The following is a 21031-nucleotide window of genomic DNA, read 5'->3' as shown; positions in this document are numbered from 1 at the left end:
GATCAGTTCCCGCCCTTGAGGCGGTTTGCGGCGGCGGTGATGGCCGCTTCGTTGCGCTTCACGCCCACGTCCTTGCGCATCGCGGCAACCAGCTGGGCGGAGTATTCCTGACCGGTGATCTGCTGGAACGTCTGGCGGAACTCCGGCAGGCGCGGATCGGCCGGATCGACCTTGCCGGGGATCACGTCGGTGACCTTGACCACATACCACCCGCGATTGCGCGGCGCGGCCATCAGCTTGACCGAACCCTTGGCGGTCGCAAACAGCAAGGCCAGCGGCGGCGGGGTCTGTTCACCCATTGCCTGCAACCGTTCCCGCTCCAGATCGACCTTGTCGACCGGGGGCAGCGGCACGCCGAGCTGGGCCATCGCAGCCGTCAGATCACCGCCCTTTTTCAGCGCGGCTTCCAGCTTCTTGGCCGCATCGCGGGCCGCAATGGCGCCCTTGGCGAGCTGGTATTCGGCAATGACCAGCGGCTTCACTTCGGCCAGCGGCGGGGCGCTGGACGCGTTGATCCGTTCGACATCGAAGATCACGAACGTCTTGCCCGCTTCCACTTCGGCCAGTTGCGGCTGGCCTTCCGATTCCATCGCGAACGCGGTCTGCACGACCGGCGCCAGCGCTGCCGGAGCGGTTTCGCCGGGCTTGCCCAGCACCGCACCGTCTGCCGTCAGCGGCGTGGTTGAGGAAAGCGTCAGGCCCAGTTCCCTGGCGACATCGGTCAGCGACCCGCCGTTGTCGAACTGGTCTTCGATCGAGGCGGAGAAATCGGTCAGCGCGGCCCGGCGCTTTTCAGCGGTCAGCACGGTAACAAGTTCGCCGCGCGCTTGTTCAAGCGTCCGCGCGGGCTTGCCGTCGATCCCGTCGACCCGCAGCAGGGCAAAGCCCAGCGGGGTCTTGAGCGGGCCGATCACCTTGCCTTTGGCCGCTGCGAAAGCGGCATCGGCGACAGCGGCGTTGGTCTGGCCGGAGAGCTTTTCGCGTCCGATCAGGCCCAGCTGCGCCACCGACAGCCCTTTGGCCGTGGCAGCGGCTTCAAGCGATTTGCCGGTGCTGATTTCGGTCATGATCGCTTTGGCCGCAGCATCGGTGGGAAGCACCAGCTGCACGATCTGGCGCGATTCGGAAGCGGCGTATTGCGCCTTGCTGGCGTTATATCGCGCGGCGATTTCCGCCTCGGTCGGGGCCGGCACGGTGCGCAGCGCCTTGTCATCGAACACCGCATAACGCAGCACGCGGCTTTCCGGGCGGACATAGTCCTTCTGGTTGGTCTTGTACCACGCAGCCAGATCGGCGTCGGCCGGTGCGGTCTTCGGTGCGAACGCGGCGGACGGCAGCAGCGCGATCTGGCCGGTCCGGCGTTCGGTGATCACGGCGGCATAACGCACCGCCAGTTCATTGGGGACGGCCACGCCCAGTTCGGTCCCGCCGATCAGTTGCCGGGCCATCAGGCTTTGCGCGATCTGGCTGCGCAACTGCGCATCGGTCAACCGGCGCTGAGCCAGAAACGCCCGGTAGCTGGCATCGCTGACTTTCCCGTCAATCCCGCGCGCGTCCGGGATCTTGGCAATTTCGCTGTCGACCAGCCGGTTTGAAATGTGAATGCCATGGGCTTCGCCAAAGGCACGGATCGCGGTCATGTCGATCAGGTTATCGAGCACGCGGGTGACGCCGTCCTGATTGACGAAGCTGGCCATCGACAGAGTCGGGTCCTGATCGCGCAGATTATCCACAGCGCGTGCGCTGGCCTGTTCCAGTTCGGCAGAATCGATCCGGCCCTTGCCCACGGTCGCCACCCGGTCGCCGCCGGTATTGCCGCCGAACGAACCCGTCGAAGAAATATCCCCGCCTGCGAATGCCAAGGCAATCAGGGCAACAAAGCCAAGCGCCAGAAAGGCACCCAGCTTTGATGAGAACATGCTGCGAATGAACTGAATCATGTGTTTGTCGTCAAACCCTTATGGCCGGAATCGCGCCCGCAAACCGGCAGTTTCATGGCCGCTTTAAGCGTCAAACGCACTTCCCGCAATGGCGCAGGACCAGCTACCCCCGATTGCCGAACCTGTCACAGCAATGCCATGTTCCGCATCCTTGCGGGCTTTGACAAGCGTCCCGAAGCTTGCTTAGGCGCTGGAACAAATGACCGCCACCGACACTTTGGCGGCAGAAGTATAGATAGAACAGGGACACTTCATGGCGAACCGCCCTTACATCGTCGGTAACTGGAAAATGAACGGAACGCGCGCGTTATTGGCTGAAGCCAGGGCGATCGATCGCGGCGCAGCGCGTGCTTCCGGGGTGCAGGTGGCGATCGCGCCGCCGTTCACGCTGGTCAATCCGCTCGCCGAAGCGGTGCAGGAAATAACCGTCGGCGGGCAGGATTGCCATGTTCAGGCCGCAGGCGCCTATACCGGCGATATCTCTGCCGCGATGCTGAAGGATGCCGGGGCGACCTTTACCATTGTCGGGCACAGCGAACGCCGCGCGATGCACGGTGAAACCGATGCGGTCGTGCTGGCCAAGGCCCAGGCCGCGCTCGATGCCGGTCTGGAAGTCATCGTATGTGTCGGTGAGACTGAGGCAGAGCGCGACGCCGGGCAGGCCGAAACCGTGGTCTGCGCCCAGCTGCAGGGATCGCTGCCGACAGGCGCGGACATCGCCGCAAAAGTCACCGTGGCGTATGAACCGGTCTGGGCAATCGGCACGGGGCGTGTGCCCTCGGTCGATGATGTCAGCGCCATGCACCGTGCGATTCGCGCGCGCCTGATCGCAATCTACGGCGAGGACGGCGCGGGCGTGCAGATCCTCTATGGCGGCTCGGTCAATGCAGGCAATGCGGTCGAACTGCTGAGCGCGGACGAGGTCGGCGGGGCACTGGTCGGCGGGGCGAGCCTGACGGCCGAGAGTTTCCTGGCGATCGTGGTGGCAGCAGGCGGCTCCGCCAGCGAATAATCCGCCTGCGGCTTGCAAGCCGGCCCGCGCGCGCCTAGATGCGCCGCTATTGCTGTTTATCGCAGGAAAGCCATGTCCCTGTTCATCTTCCTTACCGTCGTCCAGGCGATCGTAGCCGCATTGCTGGTTGCGATCATTCTCATGCAGAAGTCCGAAGGCGGCGGGCTGGGGGTCGGCGGCAGTCCGACCGGGCTGATGTCCGCGCGCGGCGCGGCGGATTTCCTCACGCGTTCGACCGCAGTGCTGGCCGTGCTGTTCGTGGTGCTCAGCATCGTGCTGGCCGTGCTGGCGGTCGGCACCACCACCAGCCGCGAACTCGATACCTCGCTTGAGCGTGGGATTGCACCGGTCGCTCCTGCGCCGGTCGATCCGTTGGGCGCGGCGGCGCAGCCGGCTCCCGGCGGCGCACTGGCACCGGCTCCTGCCCCGGCCTCGACGGCTCCGGTGGACCCGCTGGGCAGCGCGACCAAGCAGTAAACCAAACGACCAGGCGCTGACACCGCGCGCGGGGGCAGTTGACCGCCGCGCGCGAACGGCTGGCGTGGTTCATTTCAACTGTGGATTGGTGGCAAGCCTGACTTGCCCGGTCCCCCTTGTTCGGATTAAGGCGCAATTCCCATGGCGCGGTTCATTTTCATCACCGGCGGCGTGGTCTCCTCGCTCGGCAAAGGTCTCATGGCGGCAAGCCTTGCTGCGCTGCTGCAGGCGCGCGGCTACAAGGTCCGCATTCGCAAGTTCGATCCCTATCTGAACGTCGATCCCGGCACGATGAGCCCGTATCAGCACGGCGAAGTCTATGTGACCGATGACGGGGCGGAAACTGACCTCGATCTGGGGCACTACGAACGCTTCACCGGCGTTTCGGCGCGTCAGGCTGACAACATCACCTCTGGCCGGATTTACCGCGACATCATCGCGAAAGAACGCCGGGGCGATTATCTGGGCGCGACCGTGCAGGTCATCCCGCACGTCACCGACGCGATCAAGGATTTCGCCAAGACCGAAACCGAAGACCTCGATTTCGTGCTGTGCGAAATCGGCGGCACGGTCGGCGACATCGAAGGGCTGCCCTTCATCGAAGCGCTGCGCCAGCTGCATAACGAGCTGGAGCGCGACCAGACCTGTTTCGTCCACGTCACGCTGGTGCCCTACATCGCGGCCGCCGGTGAATTGAAGACCAAGCCGACCCAGCATTCGGTCCGCGAACTGACCGGGCTTGGCATTCAGCCCGACATCTTGCTGTGCCGCTGCGAAAAGCCGCTGCCGGAGATCGAACGCGCCAAGATCGCGCTGTTCTGCAATGTGCGCAAGCAGGCCGTGATCCCGGCGCTGGACGCTTCCAGCATCTATTCGGTGCCGCTCCAGTATCACGCCGAAGGGCTGGATGCCGAAGTGCTCTACCACTTCGGAATGACAGCGCCGGAGCCGGAACTGTCGCGCTGGGAAGATATCGTCGACCGGTATCAGCACCCCGAAGGCGAAGTCACGATTGGCGTGGTCGGCAAGTATGTCGGCCTGCCGGATGCCTACAAGTCGCTCAACGAAGCGCTGGTGCACGGCGGCATGGCCAACCGGGTCAGGGTCAACATCAAGTGGCTTGATGCGGAACTGTTTGAGGCCGATGACGCCGAAATCGCCGCCAAGCTGGAGCCGATGCACGGCATCCTGGTGCCCGGCGGATTCGGCATTCGCGGGTCAGAGGGCAAGATCGCCAGCGTCCGCTTCGCGCGCGAACGCAAGGTGCCGTTCTTCGGCATTTGCCTGGGCATGCAGATGGCCTGCATCGAGGCGGCTCGCAATACCGCTGGCATTGCCGGGGCCGGATCGACCGAGTTTGGCGAAACAACCGAACCGGTGGTCGGGATCATCACCGAATGGATGAGCCCCGAAGGCCTGCAGACGCGCGGCGCCGACACCGATCTGGGCGGAACGATGCGGCTCGGCGCGTTTGAGGCGAAGCTGGCGGGTAACAGCCACGTGTCGGCGATGTATGGCGGTGCAACCAGCATTTTCGAACGCCACCGGCATCGCTATGAAGTGAACAGCGCCTATCGGGAGCGGCTGGAGCAGGGCGGGCTGGTGTTTTCCGGCATGTCGCCTGACGGCTTGCTGCCCGAAATCGTCGAACGCCCGGATCATCCGTGGTTTGTGGGCGTGCAGTTCCACCCGGAACTGAAAAGCCGTCCGTTCGATCCGCACCCGTTGTTTGCAGGCTTCATCGCCGCCGCGCTGCAGCAGGCCAGGCTGGTCTGAACGGCGCAGCTGCAGGACTTTGTGCGGGCTGATTGCAGAAAATCCGGTGCGCAATCGGTTGCAAGTTCATGCTAACCAAAGAAACATCTTGCCAGACCATGGCGAAAGCCCGTAGCGATATTGGTGTTAAGAGAGATTCGCAACAACACCGGCGCCAACGCCGGGTTGGGTCACACAGAACAGAACTTTCCTGCCGGCAACCTTTTGGTCACAACTGATTTCCGGCCTGTCCCTAGGGTAGCTTGCCGCTTGACGTTAAGGACTTGGTGGCAAGAATAAATTTGCCACTAACCGGATGGTAACCGCGATTAATGCGGGACTGTTTGGTGGATTTACGGCATAAGCTGGTATCAGTTTCAGACCGGGCTGGTGGGCACACCTGGTTTATGTGCTTGTCGCGCCTTGATCGTCTTCTGCGACCCGGACGATCATTGCTGTGACGGGGCGGTGCGCAAGCATCGCGGGGGCGGAACCGCAAGGTTCCGCCCCTCAATTTTTCAGCCTCGAACCAGTTTTTGGCGCAGTGCCGCCCGCCAGATCACGGCTTGCCGGGAATCAGGCGGCGGCGCTGCCGGTGTCGGCGGCGACGTCGGCGTCGCGCACCACGCTCAGCGACTTTTGTGTGCCGACCGGGATGGACTTGGGCTTCATCGCTTCGGGCACTTCGCGCACCAGATCGATCGCCAGCATCCCGTCTTCCAGATTGGCGCTGTCCACCCGCACATAGTCGGCCAGTTCAAACCGGCGCTCAAACCCGCGCTGGGCAATGCCGACATGCAGATACTGCCCGGCCAGGGTTTCATCGCCCTTGCGGCCCTGGACGACCAGCAGGTTCTGCTGGGCGGTGATTTCGATGTCGGCGGGTTTGAATCCCGCCACGGCGAGCGTGATGCGATAGGCGTCATCACCGCGCCGTTCGATGTTGAAGGGGGGGTAATTATCCCCGCTGTTCAGCCGCGAATGGTTTTCGAGCAGGTCGAACAGGCGGTCGAAGCCAACCATCGAGCGGCGATAGGGCGTAAAATCGAAACGGTTCATTGCAAAATCCTCCGATGAGCAATTCTGATCCTGTCAGGAAGCCCGAACCCGGCGCTTCCCAGCGGAGCCATCCCCTTGCGGACCATGACACCGCAATCCAGATATGTTACCGCTCGGCGCTTTCAAGGGGCGCGCGGAAATCATCGCTGCGTCACACCGGAAGGACCGTGCATGCCGACGCCCAAGGTCGAGATCTATACCAAGTGGGGCTGCCCTTATTGCGTGCGGGCGAAAGCGTTGCTGGACGGCAAGGGCGTGTCCTACACTGAATACGATATCACTCTGGGCGGACCCAGGCGGGCCGAGATGCAGGAACGCGTTCCCGGCGCGATGACCGTGCCGCAGATCCTGATCGATGATCGGGCAATCGGCGGGTGTGACGATCTGCACGCGCTGGACCGGGCGGGCAAGCTGGACCCGCTGTTGGCGCTATAGACGCATCATGACCCGGATCGCACTGTTCCAGATGACATCGGGGATCGACCCGGCCGCCAACGCGAACGCCATGGTGGACGCCGTCAAGGCGGCGACGGCGGGCGGCGCGGCGATGCTGTTCACCCCGGAAATGTCGGGCCTGCTGGACCGTGACCGCGCGCGCGGTGGCCGCCATGTCGTGCCGGAAGCCGCCAGCCCGATGCTGGCAGCCGTGCGCGATGCCGCCGCCCGCGCGGGGATCTGGGTGCATATCGGCAGTCTGGCCGTGGAAGGCGCCGATGGGCGGTGGGCCAACCGCGGCTTCGTGATCGATTCCAGCGGCGCAATCGCGGCGCGGTATGACAAGATCCACATGTTCGATGTCGATCTGGCGACGGGCGAAAGCTGGCGCGAATCGAACGCCTATGCCCCCGGCGACAGCGTGGTAACGGTGCAGACACCGGTCGGCCGGCTGGGGCTGGCGATCTGCTATGACTTGCGGTTTCCCGCCTTGTTCGAAGCGCTGGGGCAGCTGCAATGCGATGCCATCGCCATCCCGGCGGCCTTCACCGTCCCGACCGGGGCGGCCCATTGGCATATCCTGCAACGCGCCCGCGCGATTGAGGCCAGCGCATTCGTGATCGCGGCGGCGCAAGTTGGCCACCACGAGGACGGCCGTGAAACCTACGGCCACAGTCTGGTCGTCGACCCATGGGGCGAGGTGCTGCTGGATATGGGCGGCAGCGCTTCCGGGCTTGGCTTCGCCGAGCTTCATTCCGCGCGCCTGACAGAGGTGCGGACCCAGCTGCCAGCGCTGGCCAACAAGCGGCCAATCGCATGATCGTGTTCGATCTGATCTGTGCCCCGCATCGCCACCATTTCGAAGGCTGGTTTGCCTCGTCCGCCGATTTTGAGGAGCAACGCGGGCGGGGTCTGGTTGATTGCCCGCAATGCGGCTCTGCGCAGGTGACGAAAGCCCCGATGGCTCCGGCCGTGCCGAAAAAGGGCAATCAGGTCAGCACAGTCCCGGCGGCAGGCCAGCCGCTGGCGGCCGGTGCCCCCCCGGCTGCGATTGATCCCGCCATCGTCAAGCTGGCTGAATTGCAGGCCGAACTGCTCAAGCAATCGAAGTGGGTCGGCGGCAAGTTCGCCGACGTATCGCGGGCGATGCACTATGGCGAGCAGGACGCCGCACTGGTCCACGGCCAGGCCACACCGGACGAAGCCCGCGCGCTGGTGGAGGAAGGCATTTCCGTATTGCCCCTGCCATTTCCGGTCGCACCGCCGGACAAGCTGAATTGATCGTCATCAGGCCAACCAGCCAATTGCCAACCACTGCCCCCGCCGACTATGAGACCTGCGGCGCGCCCGTAGCTCAGCAGGATAGAGCATCAGATTCCTAATCTGGGGGCCATGGGTTCGAATCCCGTCGGGCGCACCATTTCTTCCCAAAGCGGGGTGCGGGTCATGATGGCTTTGGCCAGTAGCGATCCTTGACCAGCCGTTTGTACAGCTTGCCGTTGTCGAGCCGGGGCAGGGCCGGATCGAAATCGACCGAGCGCGGGCACTTGATCGGGCTGAGCCGGGCCTTGCAGAACGCGATCAGTTCTTCGGCCAGCGCGGGCGTGGCATCGGCTGGATTGGCCGGCTGGACCACCGCTTTCACTTCCTCGCCAAAGTCCGCATTGGGCACGCCGATCACGGCGGCATCGGCCACTTTGGGATGGGTGATCAGCAGGTCTTCGACTTCCTGCGGGTAGATGTTCACCCCGCCCGAAATGATCATGTAGCTTTTGCGGTCGGTCAGGAACAGGTAGCCGTCTGCATCGAGATAGCCGACATCGCCCAGCGCCGACCAGGTGGGGTGCAGCGGGTTGCGGCTGTCGCGGGTCTTGGCGTCATCACCCAGGTACTGGAAGTCCCAGCCGCCTTCGAAATAGACGATCCCCGGTTCGCCCGTCGGCAGCTCGTGTCCGGCATCGTCGCAGATATGGACCGTGCCCCAGCTCGCCTGGCCGACCGATCCGGGCTTGCGCAGCCATTCTTCCGGCCCGATCCGGGTCGAGCCGTTGCCTTCGGACCCGCCATAGTATTCGTGGATGATCGGGCCGAGCCACTCCATCATCTGCCGCTTTATTTCCACCGGGCAGGGTGCGGCAGCGTGGACCACCACCTTGAGCGAGGACAGGTCATACCGCGCGCGGACTGCGGCGGGCAGTTTCAGCAGGCGGACGAACATCGTCGGCACCATCTGGGTCACCGTCACGCCGAACCGCTCAATCGCGGCCAGCGCGGCTTCAGGCTCGAACCGTGGCATCACCACCACGGTTGCACCCAGCCTCTGGCCGCTGGTGGTATAGACCAGCGGCGCGGTGTGATAGAGCGGCGCGGGCGAGAGGTAGATCGTGTCTGGCCCGATCCCATAGCTGCTTGCCAGCTGATCGGCGAGCATGTGGCTGGCCGTGACCGCGCCCGTGGGCAGCGGCAGGCGGATGCCCTTGGGCCGCCCGGTGGTGCCGCTGGAATAGACCATGTGAAAGCCGGGCGCCTCATCCGCGATTGGCCCGGACGGCTGCGCATCCAGCGCGTCGCGCCACTGTGCGGGCGTCAGCCGCGTCACCCCGGCGCGGGGCGGCAGATCGGCCAGCCCGGCAATCTCGGGCGCGGCGATCAGCAGCCGGGCGGCGGAATTCTCGACGATATAGTCCGCCTCACCCGCGGTCAGCGCGGTCGCAATCGGCGTGATGTAAACGCCCGCGCGCTGCCCGGCCCAATAGATTTCATACACTTGCGGGCAGTTGGGCAGCCAGAAGGCGATCGTGTCACCCGCCGCGATGCCCAGCGACCGCAGCAGTTGCGCGCCCCGGTTCGCCCGGTCTTCCAGCTGGGCATAGGTCAACCCGCCAGAGCCGTCTGACATCACGACGGCGGGCTTGTCCGGATGGGCGGCGGCGTGGAGACGCGGGTGGGTCATCGGATCAGCGCGGCATCAACGGATCGTGTATTTCTTGGCCTTGTCGGCCATCAGCGCGGCGCGGTCGACCTGCGGCACGCCCACCGGATTGCCGATCTGCGGATACTTCAGCGCGTTGGCCAGCGCGACCGAGCGGGGCATGTCCAGGCTGGACCAGATCGCCTTGATCGAACCCTGGATGGCCGCCGGGGGCTTGGCCGCAATCTGCAGCGCCATTTCATGCGCGCGGTCCCACAGCCGGTCCAGCGGAACGACTTCGCTGACCAGCCCGATGGATTTGGCGTATTCCGCACTCATCCGCTCATCATTGCCGAGCAGCACCATCCGCAGCACGTCGGCCAGCGGCATCTTGTAGGTCATGCCGATCGGTTCGAGCGCGCTGGTCATGCCATAGGTCACGTGCGGATCGAAGAAGGTCGCGTCTTCGGACGCGATGATGATGTCCGCCTCGTTCAGCCAATAGAACGCGCCGCCTGCGGCCATGCCGTGGACCGCGCAAATCATCGGCTTCCAGCAATGCATCGACTTGGGGCCTAGCCGGTCGCCCGGATCGAAGCAGTGCCAGACGTTGTCGAGGTCGACCGCCGGACGCTGATCGCCGCCCGCCACCGCGCCTTTCACATCGACCCCGGTGCAGAATGCCCGGCCCGGCGCGGCGCGCAGCACGGACACGTGGATGTCGTCGTTCCACGAAATTTCGTGCCAGACGCGGGCGAAATCGTCCATCATCTGGCGGTTGAAGCTGTTCATCGCATCGGGGCGGTTGATGGTGATGGTCGCGACATGATCGGCGACATCGAACAGGATAGTATCGTAGGTCACGCTTGACTCTCTCCCGGCGCAAGTGTGTAATGCTGTTAAACGTAGTTATATAACTGGATGACCTGATGGCAAGCGCAATCCCTGCCGATTTACGGGCAGAGGTAGAACAGCAGACTGGCTGTGTCATCGCCGCTGAGCAAGCGCGCGGTGGCGGCGGCGCGTCGCGGCAGGGCGCAGAGGTAACGCTGCGCTATCCCGACGGGGCCGAGCGGCGCTGCTATCTGGCGTGGGATGCCCGCGCGGGCGATGCCTCACGGCTGGCGTTCTTTCAGCGCGAGACGGCCATTCTGGCGGCGCTGTCCGGGCCGCTGGCCGATTCGGGCGTGAAAGCGGCAGGGCTGGTTGGCGCATTTCCATCGCATCTGGCGCTGCTGAGCGATTTTGTGACCGGCAATGACCGGTTTCCGCAGGCTGAGGACAAGGCCGCGCTGGCGCAGGACTTCGTCGGCCAGCTGGCTGCATTGCACCGGGTCGATGCCAGCCATCCGGCCTTGGCGGCGCTGGGCGAGGCCAGCGAACCGCCCGCCTTGCGAATCCGCGCCAAGATCGCCGAACTGCGCCGCCTCAATCTGGCCCACGGGGCCGACCCGATCTATCAGCTGGCGCTGAGCTGGCTGGCCGACAACATTCCCGAAGATCGCGGGCCATCGGTGGTGCTGCACGGCGATGCCGGTCCCGGCAACTTCCTGTTCGAAGACAACCGCGTGACCGTGCTGGTCGATTGGGAGCTGAGCCATCTGGGCGACCCGATGGAGGATCTGGCGCAAATCTGGGTGCGCAGCCTGATCCAGCCGTTCGTACCGATGCGCGATGTGTTCGCGGCCTATGAAGCGGCCAGCGGCACGCCGGTCGATGTGGCGCGGGTGAAGTTTCATCGGCTCTATTTCCAGCTGGGCTTCTCGGTCGCCAGCGCGGCTTCGGCCAGCGCTGCGGATGCCAGCAGCGGCGGCACCGGCACGGCGCTGTTGTTCGGGACCATGCACAAGCGGGTGATCGTGCGCTCGGTGGCGGAACTGGCGGGTATCGCGCTGACCGATCCGGTCCTGCCCGATTGCCAGCCTGACTGGACCGACCGGTTCTTTGCGACTGCGCTGGCCGACTTGCGGGATGAAATCGTCCCCGGCCTGACCAGCCAGCGCGCTGCGGCCAAGGCCAAGGAACTGGCGCGGCTGGTCAAGTTCTGGCGGAACCGCGCGAGCCACGGCGCGGCCTATGACGCGGCGGAACTCGCCGAGATCAAGGCGCTGCTGCCCGGTGCTCCGGCCTCGCTGGCGGGCGCGCGGACCGCGCTGGCCGAGGCGATTGCGGCCGATGCGGTAGACTTTTCCGCCGCCGCGCAAGCCTGCCACAACCGCGTCACGCGCGAAACCGCGATCATGGCCGATGCCATGGGGGCGCTGGCGACGACCTGGTACGAGACGATTTCCGATTAAGGACGCGCTATGAATTTCGACCTTTCCGATGAACAGAAAATGCTGGCCGAACAGGCCCGCGGTTTGCTGGCCGAACGCACCCCGTTCGATCACTTGCGCGGCCTGATCGACAGCGCCGCCGAATGGGACGAACCGCTGTGGCGCGAACTGGGCGCGATGGGTTTTCTGGGGGCGAACATTCCCGAAGCGGTCGGCGGGCTGGGCATGACCGAGCTGGACCTGGGCGTGATCAGCGAAGAACTGGGCCGCGCCAACGCCGCCGTGCCGTTCTTCTCCTCGATCGTGCTGTGCGCCGATGCGATCCGGCTGGCGGGCAGTGCGGCGCAGCAGGCCGAATGGCTGCCCAAGCTGGCCAGCGGCGAAGTGGTCGGCACCTTTGCTTACGCCGAAGGGCCGGGACCGGCGCTGGCGCGCGGCGCGGTGTTTGCGGATGGCAGGCTGACCGGGACCAAGACCCCGGTGGCCGATGCGGGCATCGCCAGTGTGGCGGCGGTGCTGACAGGTGCCGGACTGGTGCTGGTCCGGCTGGATCAACCGGGCGTCACGCGGACCAAGCTGGCCAGTTTCGACCAGCTGCGCAGCCACTACCGGATCGACTTTGCCGGGGCCGGGGCAGAGCTGCTGGCCGGACCGGGCACGCCGGAAACGCTGTTTGACCGCGCCGCCGTGCAAGCCGCGTTCGAGGCAACCGGCGCGGCCGAGGCCTGCCTCACCATGGCCCGCGACTATGCGCAGGACCGCCAGATTTTCGGGCGTCAACTGGCATCCTATCAGGCGATCAAGCACAAGCTGGCCGACCTTGCGGTGCAAGTCGAACTGTCGCGTTCCAACGCGTTCTATGCAGGCTGGGCGGCCGGCGAAGCACCGGCTGACTTGCCTGCCGCCGCCGCCGCCGCGCGGCTCAGCGCCAGCGCCGCGCTGGAAATGGGCGCGCGTGAAAACCTGCAGGTGCATGGCGGGATTGGTTACACCCAGGAAGCCAACTGCCACTTCTTCTATCGCCGTGAGCGGCTGCTGGCGGTCAATCTGGGCAACCGTTCCTACTGGGCCGATCGCCTGATCGCCCACCACAGCGCAGCGCAGAACGAGGCCGCCTGACATGGATTTCAACGATACCCCCCAGGAAGCCGCCTTCCGCGCCGAAGTGCGCGCATGGCTGGCCGCAACCGCCCCCGCGCATGTCGTTCAGCAAGGGGTGACGCTTGACGATGCCGAGGAGGTCCGGCTGGGCCGCGCGTGGCAGCGCGCCGTTTATGACGGCGGCTATGCCGGGATCACCTTCCCCAAGGCGCTGGGCGGACGCGGCGGGACCGTGATCGAGGCGGTGGTCTTTGCCGAGGAAGAATCGCGCTATACCCTGCCCAAGGGGCCGTACATCGGTATCGGGCTGGGCATGGCGATCAACGTTATCGCCAGGCACGGCAATGATGCCCAGAAAGCCCAGTTCATCGAAGCAACGCTGAAAGGTGATCTGACCTGGTGCCAGCTGTTCTCCGAACCGTCCGCCGGATCGGACCTTGCCAACTTGCGGACCAAGGCGGTGCGTGATGGCGATGACTGGGTGGTCAACGGGCAAAAGGTCTGGTCCAGCTGGGCGCACCGCAGCGACTGGGGCATTCTGGTGGTCCGCACCGATCCGACTGTGCCCAAGCACAAGGGGCTGACGTTCTTCGTGGTCGACATGAAGTCCCCCGGCGTGGAGATCCACCCGATCCGGCAGATTTCCGGCGCGTCGGACTTCAACGAAACCTTCATGACCGATGTCCGCATCCCCGATGCCAACCGCGTTGGCGCGGTGGGTGAGGGCTGGGCCTGCTGCATGACCGTGCTGATGGGCGAACGGCTGGGCAGTGGCAGCCACAAGTCAACCGTCACGCCGCTGCTCGATTACGCGGCGCGGACGCCCGGTGCGGATGGCGGCACGGCGCTCGACAGCAGCAGCGTGCGGCTCGCACTGGCGCAGGCGCTGGCCGAGGAACAGGGCAGCAAGTATTTCGAAGCGCGGCTGCGCACGATGGTCAGCCGGGGCGAAAACCCCGGTGCGCTGGCGGGGATGGTCAAGCTGGCCTATGCCAGCCGCCTCCAGCGGACGAGCGGGCTGGCGCTGGAACTGCGCGGGCTGGATGCCATCGCCCCTGATGCGGACGATGCCCAGACGCGCGAGATCCAGCATGATTACATCTGGTCCACCGTGATGCGGATCGCGGGCGGCGCGGACGAAGTGCTGAAAAACCAGATCGCCGAACGCGTGCTGGGCATGCCGGGCGACATCCGGATGGACAAGGACGTGCCGTTCGAACAGCTGCGGTAGCGGCGACCTCAGGCCGCCCGGCGGCGCGCCTTGGCGGCGGCGGTCAGCGGGGCGACCAGTTCCTTTTTCAGGATCTTGCCGTTGGGGTTCAGCGGCATTTCATCCAGCACCAGCAACGTGCGCGGCACCTTGTTGTCGGCCAGATGCTTGCGGCAGAAGGCGATGATCTCGTCCGGGGTGGCGGACTGGCCGCGGCGTAAAGTCACGGCCGCAGCAATATCCTCGCCCAGCACGTCATGCTCCACGCCCACCACGGCCGCTTGCTGGACGGCCGGGTGCAGGTACAGCGCGGTTTCAATCTCCAGCGGGGTGATATTGTACCCGCCGCGGATGATCAGTTCCTTTGACCGGCCGGCCATGATCAGATCGCCGTCCTGATCGACGTAGCCAAGATCGCCGGTCCGGGTCCAGCCGCCGACGAAGCTGGCGGCGGTTGCGTCCGGATCGTTCCAGTAACGGCGCGGATGGGCCTGGAAGCCAAAGATTTCAGCGACCACGCCGGGCTGGGTCACGACGTTTCCGGCTTCATCACGCAGTTGCATGTGATCGGGCATCCTGCCGACGCAGCCGGGCTTGAGCACTTGCTTCTGGCTGGTGGTGCCCATGCCAATTCCGCCTTCGGACATGCCATAGCTGTTGCGGATGCGCAGGTGCGGCCACAGCGCGGCGGCGCGCTTGACCGAATCGTGCGGCAACGGTGCAGTGCCGGTCATCAGGTACCTCACGCCCGCAAAATCATAGTTCGCCGCGTCGGGGTGATCGAGCAACAGTCGCAGCATCGTGGGAACCAGATAGACCAGGTTTGGCCTTCGATCCTTGACCAGTTCGAGGAACCCCTTGGGATCAAATTTCGGCTGGGTAATCGCGGTTGCCCCGCCGCGCGCGGGCAGCATGACAATGCCAAGGTTCCCGCCCGAACCGGTCAGCGGCAAGGCGCTGAGCGTGGAGCGCGACCGGTCCATGTTGGTGCCGGTCACGCCCTTCATCAGATCGGGATGCGTCACGACGACGCCCTTGATCTTGCCGGTGGTGCCGCTGGTGCCCAGGATTTCGGCGTCTGCGCTGGGATCAAGACTGGCCTGATCGGGCAACGCAGCCAGTTCGCGCGGCATCGCGTCCACCGTCCAGCTGCCGTCCAGGGTCAGGTCCTTCACCACGTCCGGAACATCGGTGATGCACCAGCGCGGGGTGGTCAGTTCGGCGAAGTCGGCGATTTCCTTGGGGCTGAGGCGCGTGTTGATCGGGCAGGCGATCCCGCCCGCGCGGAATACGGCAAACACGGCGATGGCCATTTCCACGGCATGGGCATTGCTGATCGGCAGGAACACGCGGTCCCCCGGAACCAGTCCTGCCGCCGCCAGTCCGCCGCCGATTTCATCGGCTTCGCGGTCCCATTCGGCATACGTGATTTTCCGGTTGACCCCATCGTGCGCAATCTCGCCGTGCTGGTGCTGTGCCCGCACCTTCAGCGCGTCGCTGATCCGCCTTACTCCGGTCATCCTTTAATCCCTTGCCTGTAACGCGAGCTTCTATTACCTAGTTATACAACTCGGATCAAGGAGAGAATGAATGTCGGAAGTGCCCACCGCCCCGAAAGCGGATATCCTGCAAAGCGATGAGTGGCAGAAAGCGGTCGATTATTCGATCACGGACGAGGACATCGAACGGCAGCGTGCGCTGCTGGGGTTTGATCAGGCGGCCAGGACGCGCGAGTATATCCAGGTCGCAACCGAAGATAACATCCGCAATTTTGCGCATGGCTGCGGCGATGACAATCCGCTGTTCACCGATCCGGACTATGCCCGAAAGACCCGCTGGGGCGGAATTGTTGCACCAGGCATGATGACCGGAGTGATCAACCGGCCGATGCTGGGCGATCCGGTGCCGGACGAGATCAAGCGCCTGCGCAAGTCGCTGTTCAAGGGCATTCACGTGTTCGTGTCAGGGTCGACCTGGGACTTCTACCGCCCGGTCCGCCCCGGCGACACGATCTACAGCTTTAACGGTGATGAAACCTGCGAAGTGAAAGCGTCCGAATTCGCCGGCCGATCGGTGATTACGGTCCGCCGCGATGTGAAGGTCAACCAGCGCGGCGAAGTGGTGGCGGTTTACCGCATCCTGCGCGTGCTGACCGAGCGCAAGACAGCCGCGAAAAAGGGCAAGAACCTGTCGATCCAGCCGGCCAGCTATACCGACGAGGAATTTGCCGCGATTGAAGCGGTCTATGCCGGTGAACAGGTGCAGGGTGCGAACAAGCGCTGGTTTGAAGACGTCGAAAAGGGCGATACCCTGGGCAAGCAGGCCAAGGGCCCGCTGACCGTGACCGACGTCATCTGCTTCCACGCGGGCGGTTACGGCTTCGTCCCCTATGCACCCACCGCCAACCGGCTGGCACACAAGAACCGCCAGCGGATTCCGGCATTCTACGTCAAGAACGAACACGGTATCCCCGACGTGGCGCAGCGGCTGCACTGGGATCCGAAGTGGGCGCAGGCGATCGGCAATCCGATGGCATATGACTATGGGGTAATGCGCGAAAACTATCTGTATCAGTACCTTAGCGACTGGTGCGGCGACGACGCCATCATCCTGCATGTCCATGACGAAATCCGTAAGTTCAACTATATGGGTGACGTCCAGATGGTGACCGGCGAAGTGCTGGCCAAGCGGACGGAAGACGGGCAGAATCTGGTCGATGTCGCGGTGAAGTTCGTCAACCAGCGCGGTGAGGAATCGGTCCGGGCGACCGCCACCATCGCGCTGCCGTCCAAGGCGAACCCGCTGCCGATGTATCGGGACGTCCCGCGTGATCTGGCGCACAAGGCCGCGCAGATGATGGCCCGGCACTGGGAACTGGGGGGCAAGTAAGCCTCCCGGCAATGCCGCGAACCAACTGGGCGACAACAACGGGAATGCTGCATGACTGACGAAGTGCGACTTGAGAATTCGGGCGGGGTGCGGATCATCACGCTGAATCGCCCTGACCGGCTGAACGCGTTGACCGGCTCGATCATGGCCCAGCTGGCCGATGCCTGCGCCGATGCCGCGCGCGACCCATCCGTGGGCTGCGTCGTGGTCACCGGCGCAGGCCGCGGCTTTTGCGCCGGGGGCGACCTGAAAGAGGGCGGGGCGGACAAGGCCGTCGTTCCGGCCAATCCCGAATCCGGCAGCCGGGCCGAGCAAGGCTTTGCCCGGCTGCGCGGGTTCATGGAAACATCGCGGTTGCTGCACGAAATGGGCAAGCCGACCATCGCAATGGTCAACGGCCCGGTGGCCGGTGCGGGGATCGGCATTGCCGGGGCCTGCGACCTGCGGTTTGCCGGGCGCTCGGCCAGTTTCCTGACGGCGTTCGACCGGATCGGGGCGGGCGGGGATTTCGGATCGACCTGGTTCTGGACCAAGATCGTCGGCACGGGCGTGGCGCGCGAACTGTTCCTGCTGGGCGAAAAGCTCTCTGCCGAGGAAGCCTTTGCCAAGGGGCTTTACACCCGCCTGTTCGATGATGCCGTGCTGCGCGATGAAACGTTGACAGCCGCACACCGGTTGGCCGATGGCCCGCGCATGGGCTTCCGCTATATGAAGCAGAACCTCAACAACGCCGAGGACTGGTCGTTCGAAGCACAATTCGATGCCGAAGCGCTGAACATGGGCCTGTCGACGCAGGCGACGGCGATGATCTGGCGGGAAACAAACAAGCCGAAAGGCTGATTTCAAGCGGGCGGGCGCGGCACGCTTTCGGACAAGTGCCCGGGCGCGACGAAGATCGTCTGGAACCCGCGGGCATAGACGCCCTGTTCATCGGCAAATACGTTGCGGGCGGTGCCGTGGCCGTTGCCGGCCATGTGGGTTTCGGCATCCAGCAGGAACCAGTCGCCCACCGGCATCCGCAGGAACTGGATTGTGATGTCGAGGTTGGCATAGCTCCATTCGCCCGCATCGGTGGCGTTGCCAAAGCCGTTGCCGAAATCGGCGAACAGGCAGGCCTTGGCAAAGTTCGACGATGGTTGCCCGGCGATCACTTCTCCCTCCATCGACAGCCACGCCACACCGCGCCCCGGATCCCCCGGACCGCCCAGCACACGCCGCAGGCTGATGGCACCGGCCATCCGCGCGCTGCGCGGGCCTTCGGTAACCGGCACGGTTTCCGGGGCCGGGTAATCGTGCGGCGCCGGGAATGCGGGCGTTTCGATCCGCCGCACGCGCAGGATGTGCGCCTGCGCCACGGGCCGGCCATCGGCCAGCAGGGTCACGCAGTGCAGTTTGGTCTGGCGGCCATCGCGCAGCACCTGCGTCGCCATGGTCAGCGGCTGGTTCGGGACTTTGCCGAAAATATCGACCGAGAAGCGGGCAATCTCGAAGTCCGCATCCAGCGCCGCATCCTCGGCCCCGCAGGCCAGCAGCGCGCTGACCGGGCCGCCAGCGATGGCCTTGGAATCCCACGGGCTGCGGGCAAGGGCGGTCGGCCGATGGAGATCACCGTCGCGCTGATAATAGCAGGGCGGGAACGGGTGCGGGGAAGGTTCGGTTGCTGTCATGGGATTCGCTTTGAGATGTTTGACCTAGTGATACAAGTAAGGCATAGGAGCCTGCGCTGTGCAAATGGCGCATCGCAAGAGGAATCGCAATGGACCTGAGCTATGGAGCAGAGGCTGAAGCCTTTCGCGCAGAAGTGCGCCGCTTCCTGGTGGACAGCTGGCAGCCCGGTGAGCGGCGCGGCGGCGACCTGAAAGAATTCATCCGCACGTTTCGCCGCAACGCGACCGATCGCGGCTACCTCTACCGTTCGATCCCGAAGCGCTACGGCGGGTCGGAGCAGCCGGTCGACGTGATCCGCGCGCAAGTCATCCGCGAGGAATTTGGCCGCGCCCGCGCGCCGATGGAAGTCGGCGGCAACGGCATGAACATGACCGTCCCGACCTTGCTGGAAAAAGGCACGGACGAGCAGCGCGAGCTGTTCATCCGGGCAACGGTCGAGGGCGACTACATCTGGGGGCAGGGTTATTCCGAACCCGGTTCCGGCTCTGACCTCGCCTCGGTCCGGACCAAGGGCGAACTTTCGGCCGACGGCACCCGGTGGATCATCAACGGCCAGAAGATCTGGACCAGCCAGGGTATGCAATCCACGCATATGTTCATGCTGGTGCGGACCGAACCCGATGCGGCCAAGCACGATGGCATTACTTATCTGCTGATCGATCTGGACCAGCCCGGCATTACCCGCCGTCCGATCCGCCAGATGACGGGTGAGGAAGGCGCGAATACGTTCTGCGAATACTTCTTCGACAACGCCGAGACGCCGGTCAGCTGGCAGGTCGGGGCACGCGGGCAGGGCTGGTATGTCAGCCGGACCACGCTGAAGCACGAACGCGCCAGCATCGGCAGCGCGGACGGGCTGGGCAACCAGTTCAAGAAACTGGTCGAACTGGCGCAGGAAACCGGCCGGATCGGTGATCCGCAGGTGCGCGATTCGCTGGTCCGGATCGAAGGCTTTGTGCAGTCGCACCGCTATACCAGCTTTCGTCTGTTTTCCTGCGCGGCGGCGGGTGAGGACGCCGGATCGGTGCAGCTGATGATGAAGCTTTACCTGACCGAGATCGGGCACGAAATGGCCCAGCTGGCGCAGGACCTGATCGGTGAACATGCCTTTATCGAACCGGCGGGTGCGGGCGGACGCGGTCCGCGCGGGGCGCGCGGGCCGGAAAAGTGGATGGATCAGATCATGGGCAGCCTGGGCAATTCGATCGCCGGGGGCACGACGAACATCCAGCGCAACATTATCGGCGAACGCGGGCTGGGCCTGCCGCGTGATCTGGCGATGAGCGCGGAGAAGTAGGCATGCGGTTTCACCTGTCCGAAGAGCAGACCGCCATTCAGGCTGCCGTGCGCGGCACCCTGGCCGATTGCTGGCCGATGGACCGGCTGCACACATTCGCCGATGGCGCAGACGATTTCGATCCCGCCAGCTGGAACGCGCTGATGGCGCTGGGGCTGGGCGGCATTCTGCTGCCGGACAGCGGCATGGGGCTGCTCGATGCCGCGCTGGTCAGCGAAGTGGCGGGCGAGGCGGCTGCGCCGGGGCCGCTGATCGGGCAATTGCTGACTGTCGCGGCAGTTGCGCGGTCGGGCAATGCCGCAGCCCGCGCTCACCTTGATGCGCTGGTCGCCGCAACGACCGTGGCCGCGCTGGCGCTGGGAAACAGCCCTTACGTGCAAAGCGCGCGCGCCGCGCAGGTGTTCCTGGTCGGCAGCCGCGAAACCGGGCTGGCACTGGTCGAAGCCGGGGCGGGCGTAACCATCGAGCCGGTCAAGCCGACCGACCGCAGCCGTCCGGTGTCGCGGGTGACCTTCGACGGCGCGGTTCGGCACGAATTGTTCGCGGCGGGCGATCCAATGGCCGCGCAAATCTGCGATGCCGCGCTGGTGCTGATTGCGGCGGATTCGCTCGGCGGCGCGCTGCACTGCACCGATATTTCGGTGGCCTATGCCAAGGAGCGCGAACAGTTCGGCCAGCCGATCGGGCAGTTTCAGGGCCTGAAGCATCAGCTGGCGCAGATGGCGCTGGATGCCGAACCGGCCCGCGCGCTGGTGTGGTATGCGGCCTATGCCCACGATGCCGCGCTGGACGACGCCCCGCGCGCCGCGGCGATGGCCAAGGCGCATCTGTGCGATGTCTATGTCCGCTCCACCCGCGCAGCCATCGCGGCGCATGGCGGGATTGGCTATACGTGGGAATATGGCCTGAACTACTGGTTCCGCCGCGCAGCGTTCAACCGCGCGTGGCTGGGCAGCCCGGCGGAGCACCGCGCCCGCGCGGCCGATCTGGCGGGCTGGTAG

19 protein-coding genes and 1 tRNA gene are annotated in these 21031 nt (G+C 64.9%); 14 read left to right on the top strand and 6 right to left on the bottom strand.

Going from position 1 to position 21031, the window contains the following annotated elements; genetic code table 11:
• Positions 1–2: 2 nt before the first annotated feature.
• On the bottom strand, positions 3–1940 hold the full coding sequence (locus Q8Q53_RS02330) for a peptidyl-prolyl cis-trans isomerase (protein ID WP_305700136.1): 1938 nt from the start codon (positions 1938–1940) through the stop codon (positions 3–5).
• Positions 1941–2193: 253 nt separating this feature from the next.
• Here Q8Q53_RS02330 and tpiA point away from each other — a divergent pair, with 253 nt between their 5' ends.
• The 3 genes from tpiA to Q8Q53_RS02315 all read left to right on the top strand — a co-directional run bounded on the left by tpiA (position 2194) and on the right by Q8Q53_RS02315 (position 5205).
• On the top strand, positions 2194–2952 hold the full coding sequence (tpiA, locus tag Q8Q53_RS02325) for a triose-phosphate isomerase (protein WP_305700135.1): 759 nt from the start codon (positions 2194–2196) through the stop codon (positions 2950–2952).
• A gap of 72 nt (positions 2953–3024) precedes the next feature.
• On the top strand, positions 3025–3429 hold the full coding sequence (gene secG / locus Q8Q53_RS02320; protein WP_371136486.1) for a preprotein translocase subunit SecG: 405 nt from the start codon (positions 3025–3027) through the stop codon (positions 3427–3429).
• A 141-nt stretch (positions 3430–3570) separates the two neighbouring features.
• Positions 3571–5205 carry a CTP synthase gene (locus tag Q8Q53_RS02315; RefSeq protein WP_305700134.1) on the top strand — a complete coding sequence of 545 codons (1635 nt, stop codon included), beginning with the start codon at positions 3571–3573 and terminating at the stop codon, positions 5203–5205.
• Between the two features lie 555 nt (positions 5206–5760).
• On the opposite strand, the gene Q8Q53_RS02310 is transcribed toward Q8Q53_RS02315, so the two are convergent.
• Positions 5761–6243, bottom strand: coding sequence for an Hsp20 family protein (locus tag Q8Q53_RS02310; RefSeq protein ID WP_305700133.1), 483 nt, complete (start codon positions 6241–6243; stop codon positions 5761–5763).
• Positions 6244–6414: 171 nt separating this feature from the next.
• Between Q8Q53_RS02310 and grxC the strand changes: the two genes are divergently transcribed.
• The 4 genes from grxC to Q8Q53_RS02290 all read left to right on the top strand — a co-directional run bounded on the left by grxC (position 6415) and on the right by Q8Q53_RS02290 (position 8098).
• Entirely contained in the window at positions 6415–6678 is a 264-nt protein-coding gene (gene grxC / locus Q8Q53_RS02305; RefSeq protein WP_305700132.1) for a glutaredoxin 3, read from the top strand.
• A 7-nt stretch (positions 6679–6685) separates the two neighbouring features.
• A complete protein-coding gene (locus Q8Q53_RS02300; protein ID WP_305700131.1) occupies positions 6686–7498 on the top strand; it encodes a carbon-nitrogen hydrolase family protein in 813 nt (270 codons plus the stop codon).
• Positions 7495–7959, top strand: a complete 465-nt coding sequence (locus tag Q8Q53_RS02295; protein ID WP_305700130.1) for a DUF1178 family protein — start codon at positions 7495–7497, stop codon at positions 7957–7959. Before Q8Q53_RS02300 ends, Q8Q53_RS02295 begins: the two co-directional genes overlap by 4 nt.
• A gap of 62 nt (positions 7960–8021) precedes the next feature.
• Positions 8022–8098 (top strand) — tRNA-Arg (locus Q8Q53_RS02290).
• Positions 8099–8122: 24 nt separating this feature from the next.
• Here the strand turns inward: Q8Q53_RS02290 and Q8Q53_RS02285 are convergent.
• The gene (locus Q8Q53_RS02285; RefSeq protein WP_305700129.1) at positions 8123–9631 is read right to left on the bottom strand and encodes an acyl-CoA synthetase; all 1509 of its coding nucleotides are present in this window, start codon (positions 9629–9631) and stop codon (positions 8123–8125) included.
• A gap of 15 nt (positions 9632–9646) precedes the next feature.
• Complete coding sequence (locus Q8Q53_RS02280; RefSeq protein ID WP_305700128.1) at positions 9647–10453, bottom strand: enoyl-CoA hydratase/isomerase family protein; 807 nt, start codon at positions 10451–10453, stop codon at positions 9647–9649.
• A 65-nt stretch (positions 10454–10518) separates the two neighbouring features.
• On the opposite strand from Q8Q53_RS02280, the gene Q8Q53_RS02275 reads away from it, so the two are divergent.
• Genes Q8Q53_RS02275 through Q8Q53_RS02265 form a run of 3 tightly spaced genes read left to right on the top strand, consistent with a single transcriptional unit; the run spans position 10519 to position 14197 of the window.
• A complete protein-coding gene (locus Q8Q53_RS02275) occupies positions 10519–11886 on the top strand; it encodes a phosphotransferase family protein (RefSeq protein ID WP_305700127.1) in 1368 nt (455 codons plus the stop codon).
• A 9-nt stretch (positions 11887–11895) separates the two neighbouring features.
• Complete coding sequence (locus Q8Q53_RS02270; protein ID WP_305700126.1) at positions 11896–12984, top strand: acyl-CoA dehydrogenase family protein; 1089 nt, start codon at positions 11896–11898, stop codon at positions 12982–12984.
• Between the two features lies 1 nt (position 12985).
• Positions 12986–14197, top strand: a complete 1212-nt coding sequence (locus Q8Q53_RS02265) for an acyl-CoA dehydrogenase family protein (RefSeq protein WP_305700125.1) — start codon at positions 12986–12988, stop codon at positions 14195–14197.
• Positions 14198–14205: 8 nt separating this feature from the next.
• On the opposite strand, the gene Q8Q53_RS02260 is transcribed toward Q8Q53_RS02265, so the two are convergent.
• Entirely contained in the window at positions 14206–15696 is a 1491-nt protein-coding gene (locus Q8Q53_RS02260) for a class I adenylate-forming enzyme family protein (RefSeq protein ID WP_305700124.1), read from the bottom strand.
• A 70-nt stretch (positions 15697–15766) separates the two neighbouring features.
• Between Q8Q53_RS02260 and Q8Q53_RS02255 the strand changes: the two genes are divergently transcribed.
• Both Q8Q53_RS02255 and Q8Q53_RS02250 read left to right on the top strand, forming a co-directional pair.
• Complete coding sequence (locus Q8Q53_RS02255; protein WP_305700123.1) at positions 15767–17065, top strand: MaoC family dehydratase N-terminal domain-containing protein; 1299 nt, start codon at positions 15767–15769, stop codon at positions 17063–17065.
• 51 nt (positions 17066–17116) lie between these two features.
• A complete protein-coding gene (locus tag Q8Q53_RS02250) occupies positions 17117–17905 on the top strand; it encodes an enoyl-CoA hydratase-related protein (protein WP_305700122.1) in 789 nt (262 codons plus the stop codon).
• Positions 17906–17907: 2 nt separating this feature from the next.
• Here the strand turns inward: Q8Q53_RS02250 and Q8Q53_RS02245 are convergent, their stop codons facing one another.
• On the bottom strand, positions 17908–18732 hold the full coding sequence (locus tag Q8Q53_RS02245) for a thioesterase family protein (protein ID WP_305700121.1): 825 nt from the start codon (positions 18730–18732) through the stop codon (positions 17908–17910).
• Positions 18733–18821: 89 nt separating this feature from the next.
• On the opposite strand from Q8Q53_RS02245, the gene Q8Q53_RS02240 reads away from it, so the two are divergent.
• Entirely contained in the window at positions 18822–20030 is a 1209-nt protein-coding gene (locus tag Q8Q53_RS02240; RefSeq protein ID WP_305700120.1) for an acyl-CoA dehydrogenase family protein, read from the top strand.
• A gap of 2 nt (positions 20031–20032) precedes the next feature.
• Positions 20033–21031 carry an acyl-CoA dehydrogenase family protein gene (locus Q8Q53_RS02235; protein ID WP_305700119.1) on the top strand — a complete coding sequence of 333 codons (999 nt, stop codon included), beginning with the start codon at positions 20033–20035 and terminating at the stop codon, positions 21029–21031.

Origin of the sequence: Novosphingobium sp., from assembly GCF_030699305.1 — a bacterium.
Taxonomy (GTDB): Bacteria; Pseudomonadota; Alphaproteobacteria; order Sphingomonadales; family Sphingomonadaceae; genus Novosphingobium.
The sequence above is the reverse complement of the archived record's forward strand: the minus strand, read 5'-3'. Positions and strand labels throughout refer to the sequence as shown.

What these genes read in the sequence shown, in the direction of transcription:
- Q8Q53_RS02235 (WP_305700119.1), top strand. Translation starts at nt 20,033, where the DNA reads ATGCGGTTTCACCTGTCCGAAGAGCAGACCGCCATTCAGGCTGCCGTG.
- Q8Q53_RS02260 (WP_305700124.1), bottom strand. Translation starts at nt 15,696, where the DNA reads ATGACCGGAGTAAGGCGGATCAGCGACGCGCTGAAGGTGCGGGCACAG.
- Q8Q53_RS02330 (WP_305700136.1), bottom strand. Translation starts at nt 1,940, where the DNA reads ATGATTCAGTTCATTCGCAGCATGTTCTCATCAAAGCTGGGTGCCTTT.
- Q8Q53_RS02300 (WP_305700131.1), top strand. Translation starts at nt 6,686, where the DNA reads ATGACCCGGATCGCACTGTTCCAGATGACATCGGGGATCGACCCGGCC.
- Q8Q53_RS02250 (WP_305700122.1), top strand. Translation starts at nt 17,117, where the DNA reads ATGACTGACGAAGTGCGACTTGAGAATTCGGGCGGGGTGCGGATCATC.
- Q8Q53_RS02315 (WP_305700134.1), top strand. Translation starts at nt 3,571, where the DNA reads ATGGCGCGGTTCATTTTCATCACCGGCGGCGTGGTCTCCTCGCTCGGC.
- Q8Q53_RS02275 (WP_305700127.1), top strand. Translation starts at nt 10,519, where the DNA reads ATGGCAAGCGCAATCCCTGCCGATTTACGGGCAGAGGTAGAACAGCAG.
- Q8Q53_RS02270 (WP_305700126.1), top strand. Translation starts at nt 11,896, where the DNA reads ATGAATTTCGACCTTTCCGATGAACAGAAAATGCTGGCCGAACAGGCC.
- Q8Q53_RS02245 (WP_305700121.1), bottom strand. Translation starts at nt 18,732, where the DNA reads ATGACAGCAACCGAACCTTCCCCGCACCCGTTCCCGCCCTGCTATTAT.
- Q8Q53_RS02310 (WP_305700133.1), bottom strand. Translation starts at nt 6,243, where the DNA reads ATGAACCGTTTCGATTTTACGCCCTATCGCCGCTCGATGGTTGGCTTC.
- Q8Q53_RS02255 (WP_305700123.1), top strand. Translation starts at nt 15,767, where the DNA reads ATGTCGGAAGTGCCCACCGCCCCGAAAGCGGATATCCTGCAAAGCGAT.
- Q8Q53_RS02240 (WP_305700120.1), top strand. Translation starts at nt 18,822, where the DNA reads ATGGACCTGAGCTATGGAGCAGAGGCTGAAGCCTTTCGCGCAGAAGTG.
- Q8Q53_RS02295 (WP_305700130.1), top strand. Translation starts at nt 7,495, where the DNA reads ATGATCGTGTTCGATCTGATCTGTGCCCCGCATCGCCACCATTTCGAA.
- Q8Q53_RS02265 (WP_305700125.1), top strand. Translation starts at nt 12,986, where the DNA reads ATGGATTTCAACGATACCCCCCAGGAAGCCGCCTTCCGCGCCGAAGTG.
- grxC (WP_305700132.1), top strand. Translation starts at nt 6,415, where the DNA reads ATGCCGACGCCCAAGGTCGAGATCTATACCAAGTGGGGCTGCCCTTAT.
- secG (WP_371136486.1), top strand. Translation starts at nt 3,025, where the DNA reads ATGTCCCTGTTCATCTTCCTTACCGTCGTCCAGGCGATCGTAGCCGCA.
- tpiA (WP_305700135.1), top strand. Translation starts at nt 2,194, where the DNA reads ATGGCGAACCGCCCTTACATCGTCGGTAACTGGAAAATGAACGGAACG.
- Q8Q53_RS02285 (WP_305700129.1), bottom strand. Translation starts at nt 9,631, where the DNA reads ATGACCCACCCGCGTCTCCACGCCGCCGCCCATCCGGACAAGCCCGCC.